The sequence below is a fragment of the Kribbella sp. NPDC002412 genome (genome assembly GCF_053592935.1).
On sequence record NZ_JBSFBL010000032.1, the window covers coordinates 26,199 to 44,801 of the forward strand.

Consider the following 18,603-nt stretch of genomic DNA (forward strand, 5'->3'; position numbering starts at 1 on the left):
GTGTGCTCCTGCCAATCGGTCGCCTTGGCGAGGCGACTGCCGCGGTAGAGCTCGCTGTCCGGGCGACCGAGGTCGTCCCAGGCATCGGCGGCGACCGCGAGATGGTGCAGGATGCGTTGGCCTTCGAGGTCGTCGTCGAGCCAGTCCCGCAACCGCGGCCAGGCCCGGGCGAGCGACTCATGGGCCAGGCCGACGACACCGTCGTCGCTGGTGACGAGGCGCGAGGCCACGAGCCGGTCGACCATGGCGTCGTCGGCGGTTCCGGTGATGACGAGGCGTCGCGGCAGTCGGCTGCGGATCGGTTCGCCGTCCGGTCCTGGCGTGACCAGTCGGAGCAGGAGATCCCGCAGTACCGTGCGCTGCTCGGCAGCCGTCTGCTCGTAGATCTGCTCGGCCGACTGCGCGACCGCCCCGCGGATCCCGCCGGAGGCGTTGTAGCCCGCGACCGTGAGCGTCCGGCCCTCGCGCCGTTTCCAGGTTTCCGCCAACGCGTGCGACATCAACGGCAACGCGCCGGGCTGGTCGGCCACCTCGTTGACCACGAGGTCGGTGAGGCCGGGCTCCACGGTCAGCGCAGCCATCCGGGCCGGCCGCTCGATCGCCGAGCGCAGGTCGTCCCGCGTCATCCCGGACAACAGGTAGAGGCCGCGCTCGACCGTACGCGCGAACGCGGGATGCGCGGAGATGTCGGCGATCCGGTCGGCGCGCAACGACACGATGAGAATGCCTTGGTGCGCACTCAGCGCCGACAAGAACGTCTCGCGCTCCGCAGCGTCCCGGCACAGCGAGAAGACCTCCTCGCACTGATCCACCACGAGCACCGGCGGCGCCCCGATCCCAGGCATCGCAGCGGCCAAGGCGGCGACCGGATGGGCACCCGGGGTCAGGATGACGACCCGCTTGCCATCGGCCTTGTACGACGCTGCCACGCCGGCCCGGACCAGCGACGACTTGCCACATCCCGACGGCCCGACAACGGCCAGTACGCCGGTATCGGCCAGCTTGCGTAGACACGCAGCGATGTCGGCGCTGCGACCGAAGAAGCCGTCTGCGTCCCCCACGTCGTACGACTCGAGGCCGCGGTACGGACAGACCGCGTCGGGCTCGGGGAGCGCGCTCTCGGCGACGAGCGCGGGGTCCTGGCGCAGGATCGCCTGCTCCAGCGCGTCGATGTCAGGGCTCGGGTCGAGACCGAGTTCGCGGTCCAGTACGGCGCGCAATCGTCGGATGGTCCGCAACGCCTCGGCCTGCTGGCCGGTCTGGTACTGCGAGATCGCCAGCAGCGCCCATCGCCGTTCCCGCATCGGCGCTTCGCTGACCAGGGCACGCGCCTTCGCCAGCACATTGTCGTGCTGCCCGGATCGCAGGGCTGCTTCGACGTACAGCTCCTCGGCTGCTTGGCGCAGCTCGCTCAAGCGCTCGACCTCGATGCGTGCGACGTCCCAGCCGTCCAGCTCGCTGTGCGGTCTGCCTCGCCACAGTGTCAGCGCATCCGCCAGCACCACAGCGGACCGTTCCGCCTCGTCGGAGGCGAGCAGACTGCGAGCCCGGCTCACCGCGTGCTCGAACCGCTGGGCGTCGATCTCCTCGAGGGACAGCGTCAGCCGGTAGCCGAGCTGCACGGTCTCGATCGCGCCGGCGCCGAGCACCTTGCGCAGCCGGACGACGCAGCCCTGGATCACTTTCTGCCAGGACGCCGGCAAGTGTTCGCCCCACACCACGTCGGCCAGCTCCTCGGCGCTGACGGCCTGACCAGGATGCACAGACAGGGCTGCAAGGACGACGCGATCGCGTCGTCCCAGCAACTTCGGTCTCCCCTGGTCCCCCTCGATCGTGAGCGGGCCGAGAACGGCAATACCCACCCCTCGACTGTCGGCCGCCCGCAGCCGTCCGTCAACGGCGGCGATACCGATCCGATACCGCCTCCAGCCGATCCGATACCGCCTGGGCCGACAACAGGTACGACGAACCGCCACCAGCGGCGGTCGCGAAGTCGAGGAGCAGGAACCATGTCCAAGCGATTGATGATGACGAGCGCAGCCGCCCTTCTCACCCTGGCGGCAACCGCCGTCCCGGCCGCGGCCGTCGACGTACCCGAGCGGCCCAACACCCCGGCGATCGTGGAGCAGGGACCGCCCAGCTACCCGGCGTACGACCCGCAGTACGAGCTCGCGCCGGTTGCCACACCGGGCAGCGGCGACACCAGCTCGGCCGTCCTCGGTGCGCTGGCCGGGTTCGCCCTCACCGGCGCAGCCTTCGGCACCGCCTTCGCCGTCGCCCGCCACCGCGACCGCCCGCAGCGCCCGCAGCCGGCGTGATCAGCGCCGGACCGATCGCCAGGCCAACGCCAGGCCGGCGGCCGCGATCAGCGCCGCAGCCAGGAAGCCGCCGTTGCGGGTGGTGGCGGCTGCGGCCAGGCCGAAGGTGGTGGGGCCCAGGCCCTGGGCCAGGTCGATGCTCATGCTGACGACGCCCATGACCGCGCCGCGTTCGGCGGCCGGGGCGCGGTTCAGGGCCAGCGTCATGATCGCGGGAGTGCCGAGGGCGACGCCGATGCCGAGTACGACGGTGCCCACAACGAGACCGGGCACGGATCGCCAGAGACCGATGGTCGCCAGCGCGATCGTGGTGCACAGCAACGACATCCGGACGCTCCGGGCCGCGCCCAACCGGTCCGGAAGGCGCGCTCCGGCGCTCCGGATCACCACCACGATCGCCGCGAACCCGAACAGCAGGAACCCGGCCCCCGGCAACCCGAGATCAAGCGCGTACAACGGAACGAAGGCAAGGAACCCAGCCATCCCCCACACCAACGCCAGCAGCAGCAACGCAGGTACGACGGCCGCCGGCGGAATCAACCGCCCACGAACAGCCTCCACCGAATCCACCGTCGGCTCACGGGTGTCCCCCACCCGCAGAGCAAGAAGTACGGCGACCAGCGCACACCCGGCCGAGGCCAGCCAAACCGTGGTGAAGCCGGTACCGACCAGCGCCTCCCCGATCGGCGGTCCGAGCGCCAGACCGACGTACAGGGACAGCGAGAACAGGCTGATCGCCTCACCGCGGCGTTCGGCCGGAGCCAAATCGCTCATCGCGGTGACGACACCGACGAAGAAGAACGCGTCACCCACGCCCGTGAGCAACCGGAGCGCCGCCAGCACACCAACCGAGTCGGCCAAGCCGTAGCCGGCGACCGACGCGGCGAAGATGATGCCGCCGCCAACCATCGCGATCGAGCGACCGCGCAGATCCGCCAGCCGGCCGGCCCACGGACGCAGGACCAGCGCGGACAGGCTGAACACCGCCACCGCCAGCCCGACCGCGATGTTACCGCCGGTAAGTTCGTCCGCCACGTACCGCGGCACCGCGGGCACGAGCATCCCGTCGGCGAGGAAGTAGGCCAGTGCGGCCGAGCCCAGCAGCACGAACTGCGGGGTCACCAGACGGGGCTTGGACGTTGCCGTTGTGCTCATGAGGCCCACAATGGCCGTAGGGGGAGGTATGGGCATCGGTAGATCTGCCCATCTGCGGGGAGGTGCGATGGCACAGCAGGAGGTGCGGCTCGCCGAGCTGCTCTGCGCGCTGTCGGTGACGCTCGACCTCGCCATGGCGCAGCCGCCGGAGAAGTCGATCCGCAGCTGTCTGGTCGCGATGCGCCTCGCCGATCGGCTGGGCGTCAATGACAAGCGCACGGTCTACTACGCCACCCTGCTGCGCCATCTGGGCTGTACGGCGACCACCCACGAGGAGGTCCATCTCGCCGGACCCCGTGCCGCCGAGCTGCGCCCACTGGCCGAGCGCACCGACATCAACAGCCACCGGGAGGCCCTCAACTACTTGATGCACGTCGGCAGAGGCGCCGGCCTCAGACGTCTGCAGTACGTCGCGCGCACCATGACGACAAGTGAGGACAAGCTCCTGCTGGCCGTCTGCGAAGTGGGCAGCATGCTGGCCACGCACCTGGGCCTGGGACACGCCACCGCCGAAGCGCTCTACCAGAACCTGGAGCGCTGGGACGGCAAGGGAACGCCGAAAGGCCTGGCCGGCAAGGAGATCCACGTCGCCACCCGCATCGCCGAGGTCGCCACCCAAGCGGTCATCGGCGGACAGAAGACACTGATCAAGCGCCGCGGCACCTGGCTCGACCCGTTCGTGGTCGCCGAGTACGACGACAGCCTGGTCGCCGACCTGGACGACATCGACGTGTGGCAAGCGGTTCTGGACGCCGAGCCGCGCCCGTGGGGCACTACCCACGATCTGGATGAGCTGGCCCGGACCTTCGCGTACTTCGTCGACCTGAAGTCGCCGTACCTCTTCGGCCACTCCACAGGCGTTGCGACGCTCGCAGACGAGGCTGCGCGACTACTGCACTTCGAAGACACCGAGCGGGCGACACTACGACGTGCTGCCCTGCTGCACGACCTCGGGCGGGTCGCAGTGCCGACAGCGGTGTGGGAACGGCCGGGACTGCTGAGGCGAGCGGACTGGGAGAAGGTGCGCCTGCACCCGTACCAGTCCGAGCGGATCCTTGCCCGATCCCGAGTACTCGAGCCCATCGCCGTACTGGCGGCTCTGCACCACGAGCGGCTCGACGGGAGTGGCTATCCGCGGCAGGCGAAGGGTGGTGAGCTCTCCACGGCCGCACGGATCCTTGCTGCGGCGGACTGCTATCAAGCGCTCAGGCAGGACCGTCCGCACCGGTCCGCACACTCGGCCGAGGGTGCAGCGGAGATCATCCTGGCGCAGGTCGCGGCCGGCCGACTCGACGGTCGCTGCGTCAAGGCTGTGCTCGCGGCGGCCGGGCAACAGGTGCCCGGCCGCCGGATGAGCCGTCCCGCCGGTCTCACCGAACGGGAGATCGACGTACTGCGTTTGCTCGCTCGCGGCACGTCCAACGCCGGCATAGCGCGCGAGCTGGTGGTGTCACGCCGTACTGCGGAGCATCACGTCCAGCACATCTACGCCAAGATCGGTGTCTCGACCAGAGCCGCCGCTGCGCTCTACGCGATGCAGCACGGGCTGTTTACACAGTGACGAGCTTCTCGAAGAAGAACTCGTGCTTCAGGAACGACACGTCGTACTCGTGCCCCGGGAACGGCGGCAGCAGCTGCGCGGCCTGGAACAGCCGCCAGCCGTCCTTCAGCGCGTCCAGACCGGTCGCGTACGGCGGGACGTCGCTGTCCCCTGTCGTCGGCGACGTCGCGCCGGTGCCGTCGTACGTCGACCAGCCGACGACCCGAGCGTCCAGCGCCGAGGAGGCCAGGTAGAGCACCAGCACCTGCTGGCGGACGGTGGTCTGCTGAGCGGCTTCGCTGGCGGTCGTGGTCATACCATCTCCCTCTTCGCGTGCGGGTTGAGACTGCGCTGGGCGACGACCCGCTGCGGGCGGTTCGAGACCCGGGTGACCCAGTAGTCCGGGTCGATGGTGTCGTCACCGGTGATGGCCTGCCACAGCTTGACCCGGTTGTAGATCTCCAGCCGGCCTGTGGCGTTCTCGTACCACGGGAAGGTCTGCTTCAGCTCGCGCGCGACCTCGTCGTCGTACAGGTCCTCGGTGTTCCACAGCCGGACCTGGCGGACGGTCGGGTTGAACCGGATCTTGAACATGTAGCGGTCGATGGCGCTGTCGTTCCTCCGGCCGCCGTGCCAGATGCCGTGGTGCAGGAACTGCACGGTGCCGGCCGGGCAGGTCAGCCGGGTCTGGCCGAGCAGGTTCTGGTACCGGCCGGTGTCGGACTCGTTGGTCCGGCGCAGGTGGCTGCCGGGCACGCTCAGGGTGCCGCCCATCTCGAGCGTCACGTCCTGCGGGTAGTACATCAGCTGGACGTCGAACGCGTCCGGGCGGACGTCGATGATCGCGTCACCGTGCAGGTTCTGCGCCTCACCCTCGTTCGCCTTGCGGATGTGCACGGCGTGATGGTCGACGGTCGGCTCCGGCCCGACCAGGCTGTGGATGGCGCCGGCGACCTCGGGCAGCTGCACCAGCCGCTGCACGAACTCGCTGTCCGTGAACGCCTCGGACAGCGGGGTGCCGTACGGGACGCCGGGAATGCCGGCCTTCAGGACCTCGATCGCCTGCTGGTTCATGTCGTCCGGAACGACGGCGTCCATCCGGAGCGACCCGGTGGCCACGAAATGCGCCATCTGAACCGAGGTGAGCAGGTTCTTGCGATGCGGATGGGGCATGAGTCTCCCTCTCGGGGGGAAGTGGTAACTACTCCACCAGGCTAGGGCGAGACAGCGTTGTCGCGCGTGGGATGTGATCACCACTGGTGGTAATTTCTCCCCATGATCGAGCTGCACTTGGCCGCGCCGCCGGAGGTGGTGAGCGTCGGCGCCGGGATCCACGGCGTGCGCAGCCTGCGCGACGTGTTCCGGCTGCCGGACCTGTGGCAGCTGCACCTCTACAGCTACTCCGCCGAGCTGAGCGTCGACGGTACGGCGTACGCGGTGGCGCCGGGGTACGTGAGCCTCACGCCCGCCGGGACGCTGGTGCAGTTCGACTACCGTGGCCGGTCGGAGCACCTGTACGCACACTTCCGGCCGACGCTTGCCGGCGAGCCGTCGTACCTGCCCGTCGTCCAGGACGCGGGGTCGGCGGCGCCGGTGCTGGCCGAGCTGCTGCGCTCGGCCCTGGAGGCGTCGCCGTCGGGGTCCGCGCGGGTGACGGCCGAGGTGTGGACGGCGTTGTGGCGGATCGCGGAGCTCCGGTCGTCGGCCGGCGCCGAGGACGCGACCCACCCGGCGGTGTCGGCGGCGATCGCCCACATCGAGGCGAACCTCGCGCAGCCGCTCACGGTCCCGGCGCTGGCCCGGATGGCCGGCGTCTCGCACAACCACCTGACCCGGCTCTTCCACGCCGAGACCGGGCTGACCGTGATCGCCTACATCCGCCGGCGCCGGATGGCCCGCGCGCGGCACCTGCTGGTCTCGTCGACGCTCTCCATCCCCGCGGTCGCCGCCTCGGTCGGCATCCCGGACCTGCAGGCCTTCAACAAGACCTGCCGCCGCGAGCTCGGCGGGTCGCCGCGCGCGGTGCGAAACGCAGTGGCCGGGGCGGTCTCTGGCGTCTAGCGTTCTGCGCATGTACGAGCTGATCCCGGTCGCGGACGCGCCCGAGCTGGATGCCGAGGCGGGCGAGCGGTTCGCCGAGGAGTGGCCGGAGTTCATCTTCCACGACCTGGAGGTGCGGAAGTACGCCGGACGGCGGGAGAAGTACTTCCGGGACTGGGAGTTCTACCTGGTCACCGAGGAGCGGCGGCTGGTCGCGGGGTGCTGGGGCGTGCCGATCGCGTGGGACGGGACGGTCGAGGACCTGCCCGGCGGTTTCACCGACGCGATGGTGCGGGCGGTGACGTCGTACGAGGAAGGCGTCGTACCGGACACGTTCGTGCTGATGGCGGCCGCCGTACGGTCCGACGAGCAGGGGCGCGGGCACGCGGGCCGGGTGATCACGGCGGTCCGGGAGCGCGCGGCGGCCGGTGGGCTGCCGAAGGTGATCGCGCCGGTCCGGCCGACCCTCAAGTCCAGCTACCCGCTGACGCCGATCGAGACCTTCATGACCTGGACCCGCGAGGACGGCCTGCCGCTCGACCCGTGGGTCCGCACGCACGTCCGCCTCGGCGCGACGATCGTCGCGGCCGCGCCGTACTCACAGAACATGACCGGGAGCGTCGCCGACTGGGAGAAGTGGACCGGCCTGGCTCTCCCGGCCTCCGGCCCCTACGTCATCCCCGACGGCCTCACGCTGCTCGAGATCGACCGGCAGGCCGACACCGGCGTCTACCGCGAACCGAACATCTGGATGCGCCACGCCTAATCAGGCCGACAGCGGGAAGGCGGTCGCCACGGCGGCGGTGCGGCTGGTGACGCCCAGGCGTTCGTAGATGTTCTCGAGGTGTTTGCGGACGGTGCCTTCGGCAACGAAGAGGCGGCGGGCGATCTGGGTGTTGCTGTGGCCGGCCGCGACCAGCCGGAGGAGTTCCAACTGGCGGTTGGTCAGGTCCGGGATGCCGGCCCGGTGGCGTTCCAGGGCGCGGTGGACCTCGATGAAGTGCGGCCGGAGCATCCGGAGCAGCAGCCGTTCGCGTTCGCTGAAGTCGCGGCCGGTGCCGCGGAACAGCAGTAGCCGGCGGTCCTCGGAGCCGCTCGGTGGGAACGGCACGGTGATCTCGCTGCGGATGCCGTTCAGCCGGAACCACTCCCCGATCGGCGTCCGCGCCAGCTGCCCCGCGGACAGGTAGTCCGAGACCTTCCAGACGCTCTCGTAGTCGCCGGTGCGTTGCGGCCGGCTGCACGCGTCGGCGAACCAGTAGGACTGCCAGAACAGCTCCTCCCAGCCGTCCTCGATGACGACCTCCTCCTCGGTCACCTCCTCCAGCGCGACGAACTCGCGCTCCAGCGGACGGCTCACCTGGAACGTGATGTCGTCGGCCGGGATCAGCTCGGCGAGCGCCCGCATCAACTCCCGCGGGTACACCTCGTCCGGCCCGGCCTCCCGCCCCCGGTCGATCACGTCGAACATCCTGCGCAGGTCGCGTTCGGTGACGGTCAGCTGCTCCACCATGACGTACCCCTCCCTGCAGCCAGGCTAAGCCCGGAACGGCGGTGGGCGAATACGTCGAACTGCGTATGGCTGCGACCGGCCGGCCGCGGCGACGGTTGGTGACAGGAAGTTCCACGAATTGGGTCGTGGGAAGTTCCACGATTGGGGAGGAAACTCATGAAACCGCTGTCCCGCCTGGCCGCACTGGCGGCCACGCTGCTCGTCACCATCGTCGCTCTGTCCGGTACGGCGTACGCGAAGCTGCCGCCGGAAGACCCGGACACGGCGATCCCGCCGTCGTACGACGGTGGGGTCGCCGCCCAGCCGGCCGTCGTGGTCGAGACCGGCCTGTCGCTGCTGCAGGTGATCGGCCTGATGCTGCTCGCAGCCATCGCGGCGACCGTCGTCACCGCGATCGCCGGTCGCCGGGTGCCGCGCATCGCTGCCGTGGGGTCCCGGTGAGGGCACGACACAGGTGGAGGTGGCCGGCATTGCTGGCCACCTTCGCGCTCAGCGCGGTCGGGCTGTCGCCCGCTGCTACCGCCAAGGCCCCGTCTGCCGCACCGGTGCTCGACTGGAGCCGGGTGGCCACGCAGGCGATCGTCACCGGTCGGCCGCCTGCCAGCTCCGAGGTGCTGATGGGGATCGTGCACATCGCGATCGCCGACACCGTCGCCGGGCTGGGACACGGCCGGCCGTACGTGGCCGCCGTACGCCCGGACCGGCACGCGTCGGCCGCGGCTGCGGTCGCCACTGCGACGTACGACGTACTGAAGGCTCGCGTGCCGGCTGTGTCGTTGGAGACGACGTACGCCGACTACCTGGCCGGTGTGCCGGACGGGAAGGCCAAGACCCGTGGGATCGCGCTCGGGCGTGCGGTGGCGGACGCCGTACTGGCTTGGCGGGCGGGGGACGGTCTGAACAACCAGGTGACGTACGTGCAGCGCAAGCCGGGGCCTGGGGTGTGGGAGCCGACTGCGGCGACGCCACCGGTCGACCTCGTGCTGACGCAGGTCAGGCCGCTGACGCTGCGGTCCCGGTCGCAGTTCCGGCCGGACGGTCCGGATCCGGTGACCAGCAAGCGGTACGCGCGTGACGTGGCTGAGGTCGCTTCGGTTGGGCGCAAGGACAGTACGACGCGTAGCGCCTGGGGGACCGAGACGGCGATGTTTTGGTCGGAGCAGGCTGCCCAGCAGTGGAGTCGTACCCTCCTGCGGCTGGCAAGTGATCGCCAGCTGTCGCTGTCTGAGGCTGCACGGATGCTGGCGCTCGTCCACGTGAGCAGTGGGGACGCGCTGACGGCCTGCTGGGAGGCGAAGTTCCACTACCGCTTCTGGCGGCCGGTCCACGCCATCCAGCGTGCGGACACCGACGGCAACCCGCGTACGACGGCCGATCCGACCTGGCAGCCGCTGCTCGGCGCCAACCACCCGGACTACCCGTCCGGCCACGCCTGCTTCACCGCATCGGCCACGCGGGCGCTGCAGGCCTACTTCCACACCGACAAGGTCTCGCTGACGGTCGACAGCCAGGTCACGGGGGCGACCCGGACCTACAACCGGCTCTCTGCGGTCCGTGCCGAGGTGACGGAAGCCCGGATCCTGTCCGGCCTGCACTTCCGGCACGCCATGGCGGACGGCGAGGCTCTGGGCACGGACGTCGCCGACTGGGTCAGCCGTCGCTTCCGCTAGTTGCTAGGTGGGCTAGTCCGCCGGGCCCGAGGACTCCGCTGAGGATGCTCAGGGAGTCCTCGCGGTCTGGTCCGGTGATCGCCTGCTCGGCCCACAGCACGACGTCTTCCACGGCTCTGGCGTGGCGGTAGTAGGTGACCGCGTCCGGGTCGGGCTCGTGGTCGCCGTACCCGCTGAAGAAGGCTGCCCGCTGCTCGGCGGTGGTGGGACCGAGGGGGCCCATGCCGCCGAGCATGAACATGAGGTCTTGCTCAGGTGGCGCGAGGACGACGTCGTCCCAGTCGATCAGGTGGACGCGGTCGTTGACGAGGACGTTGCCCAGGTGCGGGTCGGCGTGGCACACGACTCTTCGGCCGCTGGGCTCGGGCGGCCGTCCGTTGAGCAGTGTGGCGATGGTGTCCTCGTGCTCCTTCCAGACCGCCGCCAGCTCCTCTTCCAGCTCGTCCTCCGGCGGTTCTGTGGTCAGGCGCGCGTCGATCTGCTCGGCCAGCTGCGGGATGCGGGCGTCGACCGGGCTGCGCGTCGGCAGCGCGTTGCGGAGCCGTTCGGGCGGCTCTGCGTCGTGGACCCGCCTGAGGAGTACGCCGTACTGCGTCCACTGCTCGGTGGTGAGCCCGGTCTCCGCGGCCCGCGCCCCGTCGATCCACGGCGTCACGGTCAGCCGCTTCTTCCCGTGAAAGCTCCAGAGCCCGCTGTCGACCGTCCGGACCAGCTCCGGCACGCCGTCGACCCCACTGTCCGCCAGATACGCAGCCGCCTGATGCCCGGTGTTGGTCCCGGCCGCACTCCACTTCACCGCATACGTGTTGGCGACCGTCGGGGCTCGCCACACCTGCGCCGCGACATCGGCGCCGTGGGCGATCGGTGCGAGTTCGATCACATCCAGCCCGAAGTCCTCGAGCAACCACCGCCGCATCAACGTCTCCCGCACGCCCGCCAGCATGCCCGCTCGAACCCAGGTCAAGCGAGAGGTTTCCCCGGGGCCCGGCGTCGGGTGCCGCCGGGCCGCCGTACCGGGGTCAGCGGTAGTTGACGAACTGGACGGCGAAGTCGAGGTCCTGGGCCTTGATCAGGGCCTGTACGGCCTGCAGGTCGTCGCGGCTCTTGCTGGAGACGCGGAGCTCCTCGCCCTGGATCTGGGCCTTGACGCCCTTCGGGCCCTCGTCGCGGATCAGCTTGGACAGCTTCTTCGCGTTCTCCTGGGTGATGCCGGCGCTGATCGAGGCGTTGATCTTGTAGATCTTGCCGGACAGCTTCGGCTCGTCCGCCTCCAGGCCCTTGAGCGAGATCTGCCGCTTGACCAGCTTGTCCTTGAAGACGTCCAGGACGGCGTTCACCCGCTCCTCGGTGTTCGCCTGCATGTCGATCGCCTCACCGGACCACTTGATCCCGGCGTCCACGTTCTTGAAGTCGAACCGCTGGCTGATCTCCTTCGCCGCCTGGTTCACGGCGTTGTCCACCTCCTGACGGTCGACCTTGTTCACGATGTCGAAGGAGGACTCCGATGCCATGGGCAGTTCCTTTCCGATTTGCTGTCAGGGGCACTGTCTGTTGTATCGTCTCCCACGCCGGTTCACGAACCGGCAGCACCCTGGCGGGTTGCCCGAGCGGCCAAAGGGAGCAGACTGTAAATCTGTCGGCGTATGCCTACGCAGGTTCGAACCCTGCACCCGCCACCAGCACGCAGCGAGCCGAGAAGTGGCCCCTGACCTGCGGAAACGCAGGTCAGGGGCCACTCTCGTGTGCGCCGTCAGTGTCCGACCGCGTCCGGCTGACGACGGTGATCTACGGCTGTCCGTGCGGAATGCGTGCGGAAGTTGCTGCGAACTCGCGCCTCCAGCGCGGCCTGGGAGAGTCAACACTCCACGGGTGCCGAGCTGGGGTGACTAGGACTCGAAGTCCTGCCTCGGCTGACCGTAGGTGCGGCCTTCGACGAGCATCACGACCTGCACCTGGTCGAAGCCGTTGATCACGAGTGGCGCGCTGAGGTTCTCGACCATGGTCAGCTCGCCACCTTTGAGCGTCCCGAACCGGCGGATCGGGCTGAGGCTCTGGTGCACGGTCGGGGCGCTTTCGACGCCCATCACGCCGCGACACCAGTCCGTGGACATGTCCTCGGACGCTGCAGTCGGCAGCTCAACCCAAGCTCCTCCGGCCGGCGCAATCTGATACTGACCGGAGGGTTCGTCATCGACCTTCGTTGGGTCGTCGCTGACGAAGACCCGGGTATCGCTCAGAACGGTCTCCCACGCAGTCTCCCAGGCGGCCTGCACGAATCCTCCGCTTGGATAGCGCATGCCGAGGTACTCCGCCGCCAGGGTCCGAAACATTCTGGCGTAGCGAATCCTGGCCTCTACAACCACCGCACGCGAGGACCAAGCCTGCGGTGTCCACGTTGCACGACCCTTTTTCGAGTTGAAGATCGCGGTTCGTAGGCTCCTGTACAGCTCGCGATGGATTGCATTGTGCGCTGCCTGCTGTGATGGCGGCGCATAGGGCCTCAGATCGACCGCTAGCCCGACGACTTGTAGCGCTCGCTTAAGCCAGGCGCTGTCACCCTCGGGCTGACCGTTAGGTTTCGGCACAGGCGGAACCACGTCACTCAGCAGCGACTCAACTGCGAGGTACAGAGACCTAAATGAGTCGAACAGATCGGTCGCACTTTCGGAGACCCGGTAGTAGCGCAAGCATTCATGCCAGGCCTGCGGAGGCGGCAGCTCAGCCGGAATCACCAGGGTTCCGTCAGCGTGACGAACCTCCCCCTTTGCTCTGACCCGTGTGCTGACTTGAATGCGGCCAACGAGACGTAACGTATGGCCAGTTTGGGACTGCCACGCGACCAAGTAGGCGCTGTCCTTATGCGCTAGCACCAGAGGTCGGCCACGTAGACCGAGATAGACGTCGATCGCCCGGTTTGCCGCCTCGCGGGCGTTGCCATGAACCTCATCGAAGGTCGCTCCCGGACATTGGCGCACCACGACGTACCTACTACTCGCGGGAACGACGACCGCTGAGCCATCGGGGAGCGGGTAGATGAAATCCTCATCGTCTGTCTGCGAGGTCAGTTCGAAGACTGCCGCACCATCTGCCCCGAGGTCGATCCCGCCGAAGCTAGCCATGAGAAATGATTACCGACAACACCGGCGGCAGGTCACCGCCTCGCCGATGCGAGGATGGTCGCCTTGCGCCGGCAGCCGTGGCAAGCAGGTGTATCGATCGCATGGCCCTCAACCGCATCGGTGTCCATTCCGCCTGACTCAGGCTACCGACTCGGAGATCTGGGTCTGCGTCCCTTCGGCCGTCACCGCCTTCGACCTGGCGCAGAACACCGGCTCTGATCGGCTGACTCGGGCGGACCTGGCGCGTAGCATGCTTGATCAGGGGGATTTCTGCTATGCCGACTTCTTCGACGGATGAGGCCTGGAGCGCGGTCGCTAGGAAGCGCGTAGCTCAGTGGCAGGAACGGGCGTACGGTGAGTTGGCCGTGCGCTCCGGTCTCGGCTGGAAGCCTGTCGAGATGTTCGAGCGATTCGCAGCGGGCATCCAGCGCCCAGATATCAGCACGCTCCACGGCACTCTTCCTGACGGGGCGATTAGCCGGACCGAGTGGGATGAGGCGGAACAGGCCGTCGACGACTATCTCACGTCGCACTTCGACCCTGAGCCTGTAACACCATTCACGGACCCGTGGCTGCAGAGCTCGTACAATTATTACCTTCACGTTGCCGAGACACTTATTGCTGAGACTCCTTGGCAGCTTCCTTACAGAGCCCGCATCGCGACTCTGCCCAGCGGCGACTTCAACGCGAGAACTCGCAAAATCGCAGGCACCGACGAGGCCGCGGTGATGTTCGATCACACCCTGCTCTCGTTCGTTCAAGAATACGCGCTCATCGTCGCCGCTGACATTCCGGACGATTGGTGGGGAATCCCATGGCCGGAGAATCTGGCGAACCGCGAAGTTGGTGCCGACACCGAATGTGCAGCAGAATACTTCGCGGATCTGCTCGTATCATACGTTCTGCATGGGACGACCGAGGCGGTTGTCCGTCCTCAGTTGACGTGGCGGACACGCGTTATTGCCTCGATGATCGCAGCGCCGATGCGCCTGTTCCTCGTCTGTCATGAGCTCTCCCACCTGCTATTGGGGCACCTAAACGCACCGACTCGAAATCTGTCACCTGGAGAATGGCAACATCGCGAGTACGCCGCCGACCAGGTGGGTTCGAGTCTTGTCGCCGGTACAGAACCGCAGGAGCGGCAGGTCATAAGTTTGTGGATTACCGACCTCGCGCTGGCTGGATTTCAATATGTCGAGCGAGGCCTGTGGTACATGACCACCGGGCTGCAGCAGGAGCTTCCCGCGAGCTCAAGCCATCCGATGCCTCAATGGCGCCGAAAGAGACTGCTGGAAGAGAACACCACGATGCTCTGGGAGTCCGGCCGGTGCGCAGAATCGAACCAGCTAGGGCACTTGACCATTAATGGCATGGGCAGGCTCGAGAACCTGTGGCTTGCAGCCGAAACCCGATTCTTGACTCTTCACAATCAGGGTGCACAACCGGCGCCACTGTGGTTGCCGCGGATGCCAGCTAAGGAGTGAGCATGGAGAAACAAGACGTCGAGTTCGTATTCAGGGACGAAGACATCGACACGGTACGCGCGATACTTGAAAACGAGGGCGCCGAGCACGTTGACGAGGTAGAGGAAGCTGACCTGCTGCCCGCCGTCGTGATTGTGATCGCAGCCTCCATCGCGCTCGTCGCCCTGTCTAACGCTGTAATCAAACTTCTGCGGGTATGGAAGTGCGGGCTTCTCATCGATGCGCGTGGGTCACTCATCCACACCGAGAAGAACTGCGACCTGCCTCGCGGCACTATCCTGGTCTTCGACAAGGAAGGAACTCAGCACACGTTGCACGAGCCTAGCGAGTCCGACTTGGCAGGTCTCATTGCAGGAGCTGTCGGCGCCTGACGACGCTCGCTCCACGCCGGACGGTCCGACCTGCATCCATCGGACCCGCCGCTCCTGTCAAGCAGCAAAGCCTCTGACCTGCAGGAGCGCAGGTCAGAGGCAGCCGCGTTGCAGGTTGCCAAATGGGACTTCGTGAGGCTCGTTTCCGAAATTCAGGCAGCCTGTTGGTAGTCGGCCGAGAGCGCCGCATCGATCCGGCGGCGTGCTGCCTCGTCCTGTCCGTCGAGGCATTTGGCGTAGACCTTGAGTAGGACGTTGACGCTGTGACCAGCCCACCCGGCTACCTGTGTAGCGGGCACGCCCGCGTTGAGCCACAGTGACACGGCTGCGTGGCGAAGGTCGTATGGCCGTCTTGCGAGCGGCGAGGCAGCCTGGGCTTCGCTGAGTGCCTTCTCCCGAGCCTTGCTCCAGACGCGGGCGTAGGTGTTCGAGGACACCGGGTTGCTGTATGGCGGGGGCAACGGGATGCCCGCCTTCCCGGTGCGGCTCACGAACAATCGTCCGCCCGGACCGGGGCGGAATTCGGCAATATGCCGGCGCAGCAGCTCGACCAGCTCCGGGCACGCCGGGACGGGACGAGTCGCCTTGTCCGGCCGGTGCTTCAGACTCCGGTCCTCGCTTGCCTCGCCGTTGTCGGTCCACTCGGCGCCGGCGTGCTGTGTCGAGCCCGTCAGCAGCAATTCGCCCCAGCCTTCCTCCGGGAGATTGCAGTCCGTGACGCGCAGATGTTTCGCCTCGGACGGCCTCAGTCCGGCGAAGTAGAGACACCCGAAGAATGCCTCCAGTGCGGGGGAGATCTCTCGGACCGCTTGGAGGAGTGCCCGCGCTTGCTGCGGATTGGCGACAACACGGCGGTCAACAATGTCGGTGGTCTCCGGCTTCGTCCACTGCACCTTGTCGATCGGGTTTGCCTCGAAAATCTCCAGCTCTACGGCGTACTCCAGCGCGCTGTAGAACGCGGACCGCTTCCGCGTGACCGTGGCGGGTGCCGCCGATTTGCCATCGAGCTTCACCGCAAGCGCATCGAGGACTCGACGCATCACGAGAGCCTCGCGCAGCTTGGACAGATCCGGTGAACTCTCCGCGATCCACCGCAGCCGCGCGGTGTCCTTGCTCGGTGGCGTCGCCTCTGCAACCGGGTCACCACCGCGGGCGGCCTTATTGAAGGACCAATTCCGGAGAACCGAGCGAATCCGCTGCATCTCATCAGCGGTCCGCTTCGGCAGCAACGCAACGGTCACCGTCGCGAGCGCCTCAGCGATGTTCTTGCGGTGACGCGGTGATGCGTGCGGCCACTTAATATCGACGAACTCTGCCGCGTGTTCGTACCACGTGCGTCGGCTCAACTCTCGGAGCATCGTCTGTGGGAGACCGCTCTCGATGTCGAACGGAACACCTTCGCGGGCAGCCGTTGTCAGCTTCGATCGGAAGCTGTCGGCAAGCTTGCTAGTGGCAAACGTCTCCTGCGATCGCTTGCCAGCCACCTCCCACCGGACGGTGTAGGTCTTCCCCCGCTTTCCGGCGTACGTAGTGATCTTGAAGATGCGCACGTCGTAGGACAAGTTGTCGGTGCTCACGCAGCATCCTCCAGGCTTTCGAGCCAGCGTTCGTAGTCGGTGAGGCGGATTCGGATATCGCCGTTCGGGAGCTTGATGCAGCGGGGTGCCTTCTTCGCCGCTCGCCAGTCGTAGAAGGTCGAGCGGGCTACGCCCAGGTCAGCGCACACGTCAGCGATCGTGAGGTGCGCCCGTCGCCGGGCAGGGGTTGCCATGCTCACGCGGTTTTCTCCTTCGAGGTCGTGCGGCCCGACAAAATTGACAAAATTGACAAAGATGGAGGTTTTGTCGTTTTTGTCATTTCTGTCAGGGGGTGGCGAGGACTGCGGGGTGGACTTCGTAGGCGGTTGACGGACGGCCGCGCTTGCCGGTCGTCTCGGGTGTCTTGGGTCGGATGTGGCCGTGGTCGGTGAGGATGGTCAGTGCGGGGTCGAGGTCGGCCGCGGTGGCGAATCGGGTGCGGCCTTGGAGCGAGCGGAGGGCATCTCGCCGGGTGAAGGTGGTGTGGCCGTGTTTGGTGATCCAGGCGAGGACTTCGCGGGCGTCGTCTAGGTCGGGGTCGGATCGGCCCATGAGGTCGTAGACGGCTAGGGCGTGATCGAGGTAGTAGCGGCCGACCTGTTCGGCAGCGCGCATGGTGTCGGCGGTGATGGGTCGGGCGTAGCCGTGGTGGAAGTTGTGGGCCACGTGCAGCAGTGCGGCCAGCCGGACAACGGCACCGGCGAGCTTGGATGCCCAGTCGGTGATTCCGGCGAGCTGGCCGGTCTGCGGGTGCAGCCGAGGTTCCAGCCAGTTCTGGAAGTCCAACAGCACCTGTCCCGCTTCGGGGTCGAGGTCGAGCTGGTGCGGGGTGTCGTGGTCGGCCAGGACCAGGACGAGGGTCTTGAGCGCGTCGCGGTACGTCGTCTCCAGGTGCTCCGGGACCGGTTCGGCTTCGTTGTTGCGGCTGCCCACGGTGTTGGGCGGCAGGCTGTACAGGATCCGTGCGAGAACACCGCGATCCCGGAACCCGGCCTGTGCCGCGAGCCCGGCAAGCGTTCCCGGCTGCGTGGTGACGCCCAGCGTCAACGCTGGCCGTTCGACGGTTTCGGACTCGCGGCCCTTGCGGTCGACCTGGAGCTTGTCGCCCGCATGGCCCTTCAGGAACACCCCGAGGTTGGGCTGTGCGGAGTAGCGGGTGCCGGTTAGGGTGGCGAACACGTCACCTTCGGCCGACAGGACGGCCATCCGGCCGCCGTGGGTCGCGAGCAGGGAGATGCACGACTCCGGGGTCACGTCGTCGGTCATCAGCCGGGGCAGCTCCGGTACGACGATCTCCGCGGCTTCCTTGGCCGCTGCGGTCGCGTCGGCCAACGCCTCGTGCGGGTTCGCGGTGGCGCGTTCTGCCTTCTTGGCAAGGTCTTCGGCGCGTGCCCACGCCACACGGGCAGCCAGCTCGGCTTCCACCCGCCGTTCTGCCGCGATCTCCCGCAGGGCCTCTTCAGCGTCGGACAGGGGCGTGGTCATGGCGCGGAAGACAGGCGACTTCCGCGACCCTGGCGGCAGGGCGGTGACGGTATAGAGATTGACCTGTTCGACCCATGACCGGGTGACCCGAACGAGGATCTTGCCCCCGGCCGCCGTGGACAGGCACGCCAGCGCCACGGACCCGGCCAGATCGACCGGGGTCTGTGTGGCTTCCGCGACGGCCCCGACCTGATCGGCCAGCCATCCGGGGAACACCTGCACCGGGAACGGCCGGACGAGTCGCTTGGTCTTCAGCGGCACTGGAGGCCCATCCCACCACTGTGCGGCGGGCGGTCCCGGAAAATCGCGTTGTGGATCCCGAGCACGATTT

The 18,603-nt window shown here is 67.7% G+C and carries 18 protein-coding genes, 1 tRNA gene and 1 pseudogene; 9 read left to right on the forward strand and 11 right to left on the reverse strand.

The window, feature by feature from the left end; all coding sequences use genetic code 11:
• Window positions 1-68: 68 nt before the first annotated feature.
• Window positions 69-1,976, reverse strand: a pseudogene (locus ACWCOV_RS24520) (nSTAND1 domain-containing NTPase); the annotation flags it as partial.
• A 33-nt stretch (window positions 1,977-2,009) separates the two neighbouring features.
• Here ACWCOV_RS24520 and ACWCOV_RS24525 point away from each other — a divergent pair.
• Window positions 2,010-2,318, forward strand: a complete 309-nt coding sequence (locus ACWCOV_RS24525) for a hypothetical protein (protein ID WP_449831625.1) — start codon at window positions 2,010-2,012, stop codon at window positions 2,316-2,318.
• Here the strand turns inward: ACWCOV_RS24525 and ACWCOV_RS24530 are convergent, their stop codons facing one another.
• Window positions 2,319-3,473, reverse strand: a complete 1,155-nt coding sequence (locus ACWCOV_RS24530) for an MFS transporter (RefSeq protein WP_449831626.1) — start codon at window positions 3,471-3,473, stop codon at window positions 2,319-2,321. It lies immediately after the preceding gene.
• 67 nt (window positions 3,474-3,540) lie between these two features.
• Here ACWCOV_RS24530 and ACWCOV_RS24535 point away from each other — a divergent pair, with 67 nt between their 5' ends.
• Complete coding sequence (locus tag ACWCOV_RS24535) at window positions 3,541-5,034, forward strand: HD domain-containing phosphohydrolase (protein ID WP_449831627.1); 1,494 nt, start codon at window positions 3,541-3,543, stop codon at window positions 5,032-5,034.
• Here ACWCOV_RS24535 and ACWCOV_RS24540 read toward each other — a convergent pair.
• Complete coding sequence (locus ACWCOV_RS24540; RefSeq protein ID WP_449831628.1) at window positions 5,024-5,329, reverse strand: hypothetical protein; 306 nt, start codon at window positions 5,327-5,329, stop codon at window positions 5,024-5,026. The two genes, ACWCOV_RS24535 and ACWCOV_RS24540, sit on opposite strands and share 11 nt — an antisense overlap.
• Window positions 5,326-6,186, reverse strand: a complete 861-nt coding sequence (locus tag ACWCOV_RS24545; RefSeq protein ID WP_449831629.1) for a phytanoyl-CoA dioxygenase family protein — start codon at window positions 6,184-6,186, stop codon at window positions 5,326-5,328. Before ACWCOV_RS24545 ends, ACWCOV_RS24540 begins: the two co-directional genes overlap by 4 nt.
• A gap of 102 nt (window positions 6,187-6,288) precedes the next feature.
• Between ACWCOV_RS24545 and ACWCOV_RS24550 the strand changes: the two genes are divergently transcribed.
• The gene (locus ACWCOV_RS24550) at window positions 6,289-7,074 is read left to right on the forward strand and encodes a helix-turn-helix domain-containing protein (RefSeq protein ID WP_449831630.1); all 786 of its coding nucleotides are present in this window, start codon (window positions 6,289-6,291) and stop codon (window positions 7,072-7,074) included.
• A gap of 10 nt (window positions 7,075-7,084) precedes the next feature.
• Complete coding sequence (locus ACWCOV_RS24555; protein ID WP_449831631.1) at window positions 7,085-7,819, forward strand: hypothetical protein; 735 nt, start codon at window positions 7,085-7,087, stop codon at window positions 7,817-7,819.
• Here the strand turns inward: ACWCOV_RS24555 and ACWCOV_RS24560 are convergent, their stop codons facing one another.
• Window positions 7,820-8,566 carry a response regulator transcription factor gene (locus ACWCOV_RS24560; RefSeq protein WP_449831632.1) on the reverse strand — a complete coding sequence of 249 codons (747 nt, stop codon included), beginning with the start codon at window positions 8,564-8,566 and terminating at the stop codon, window positions 7,820-7,822.
• Between the two features lie 156 nt (window positions 8,567-8,722).
• Between ACWCOV_RS24560 and ACWCOV_RS24565 the strand changes: the two genes are divergently transcribed.
• Both ACWCOV_RS24565 and ACWCOV_RS24570 read left to right on the forward strand, forming a co-directional pair.
• Window positions 8,723-9,007, forward strand: a complete 285-nt coding sequence (locus ACWCOV_RS24565) for a hypothetical protein (protein ID WP_449831633.1) — start codon at window positions 8,723-8,725, stop codon at window positions 9,005-9,007.
• Window positions 9,008-9,036: 29 nt separating this feature from the next.
• Window positions 9,037-10,236, forward strand: coding sequence for a vanadium-dependent haloperoxidase (locus tag ACWCOV_RS24570; protein ID WP_449831634.1), 1,200 nt, complete (start codon window positions 9,037-9,039; stop codon window positions 10,234-10,236).
• Here the strand turns inward: ACWCOV_RS24570 and ACWCOV_RS24575 are convergent.
• Together ACWCOV_RS24575 and ACWCOV_RS24580 are read right to left on the reverse strand one after the other, a co-directional pair.
• The gene (locus tag ACWCOV_RS24575) at window positions 10,217-11,167 is read right to left on the reverse strand and encodes a phosphotransferase enzyme family protein (protein ID WP_449831635.1); all 951 of its coding nucleotides are present in this window, start codon (window positions 11,165-11,167) and stop codon (window positions 10,217-10,219) included. The genes ACWCOV_RS24570 and ACWCOV_RS24575 overlap by 20 nt on opposite strands.
• 88 nt (window positions 11,168-11,255) lie before the next feature.
• A complete protein-coding gene (locus ACWCOV_RS24580) occupies window positions 11,256-11,747 on the reverse strand; it encodes a YajQ family cyclic di-GMP-binding protein (RefSeq protein ID WP_449831636.1) in 492 nt (163 codons plus the stop codon).
• An 82-nt stretch (window positions 11,748-11,829) separates the two neighbouring features.
• On the opposite strand from ACWCOV_RS24580, the gene ACWCOV_RS24585 reads away from it, so the two are divergent.
• Window positions 11,830-11,915 (forward strand) — tRNA-Tyr (locus ACWCOV_RS24585).
• Between the two features lie 207 nt (window positions 11,916-12,122).
• Here ACWCOV_RS24585 and ACWCOV_RS24590 read toward each other — a convergent pair.
• A complete protein-coding gene (locus ACWCOV_RS24590) occupies window positions 12,123-13,355 on the reverse strand; it encodes a hypothetical protein (protein ID WP_449831637.1) in 1,233 nt (410 codons plus the stop codon).
• 398 nt (window positions 13,356-13,753) lie between these two features.
• Here ACWCOV_RS24590 and ACWCOV_RS24595 point away from each other — a divergent pair, with 398 nt between their 5' ends.
• Complete coding sequence (locus ACWCOV_RS24595) at window positions 13,754-14,839, forward strand: hypothetical protein (RefSeq protein WP_449831638.1); 1,086 nt, start codon at window positions 13,754-13,756, stop codon at window positions 14,837-14,839.
• Between the two features lie 2 nt (window positions 14,840-14,841).
• Window positions 14,842-15,210, forward strand: coding sequence for a hypothetical protein (locus tag ACWCOV_RS24600; RefSeq protein ID WP_449831639.1), 369 nt, complete (start codon window positions 14,842-14,844; stop codon window positions 15,208-15,210).
• A gap of 152 nt (window positions 15,211-15,362) precedes the next feature.
• On the opposite strand, the gene ACWCOV_RS24605 is transcribed toward ACWCOV_RS24600, so the two are convergent.
• The 3 genes from ACWCOV_RS24605 to ACWCOV_RS24615 form a co-directional block, all read right to left on the reverse strand.
• A complete protein-coding gene (locus ACWCOV_RS24605) occupies window positions 15,363-16,787 on the reverse strand; it encodes a tyrosine-type recombinase/integrase (protein WP_449831640.1) in 1,425 nt (474 codons plus the stop codon).
• Window positions 16,784-16,981, reverse strand: coding sequence for a helix-turn-helix transcriptional regulator (locus ACWCOV_RS24610; protein WP_449831700.1), 198 nt, complete (start codon window positions 16,979-16,981; stop codon window positions 16,784-16,786). Before ACWCOV_RS24610 ends, ACWCOV_RS24605 begins: the two co-directional genes overlap by 4 nt.
• Window positions 16,982-17,072: 91 nt before the next feature.
• Window positions 17,073-18,533, reverse strand: a complete 1,461-nt coding sequence (locus ACWCOV_RS24615; protein ID WP_449831641.1) for a YfjI family protein — start codon at window positions 18,531-18,533, stop codon at window positions 17,073-17,075.
• Window positions 18,534-18,603: the final 70 nt, after the last annotated feature.